1 protein-coding gene is annotated in these 492 nt (G+C 57.1%); it reads left to right on the top strand.

Going from position 1 to position 492, the window contains the following annotated elements; all coding sequences use genetic code 11:
• On the top strand, positions 1–492 hold a 492-nt coding region (locus tag ACUU1I_RS21150; RefSeq protein WP_447387886.1), incomplete at both ends, for a transposase.

The raw sequence follows: 492 nt of genomic DNA, 5'->3' as shown, positions 1-492 counted from the left end.
GTGGTCAGAGGGGCTGGCGATGCCGGAGTCGTTGTCACATATCACGACGGAATCACAGAGGAGAAGCCTGGTGCTGAAAGCCGGAGGAAAATACTGGCATGTGTACATGTCGAAAAAAACGGCCGGCGGGAGGAATACGGCGCGCTACCTGGGTCGTTATCTGAAGAAGCCGCCGATAGCGGCCTCCCGGCTGGCACATTACAACGGAGGGGCGAGCCTGAGCTTCCGTTACCTGGACCACAAAACGGGAGAAACGGCGACGGAAACGCTGACACAGCGTGAGCTGGTCGCGAGGCTGAAACAGCACATCCCGGAGAAGTTTTTTAAGATGGTGAGGTACTTCGGGTTCCTTGCCAGCCGGGTGTGTGGAGAGAAGCTGCCGCAGGTGTACCGTGCTCTGGGGATGGATAAACCGGAACCAGTGGCGAAAGTGTGCTATGCACAAATGGTGAAACAGTTCCTGAGTCGTGACCCGTTCGAATGCGTGCTGTG

The organism is Shigella sp. SIG3 (genome assembly GCF_053555855.1).
This window is presented reverse-complemented; position numbering and strand designations above follow the sequence as displayed.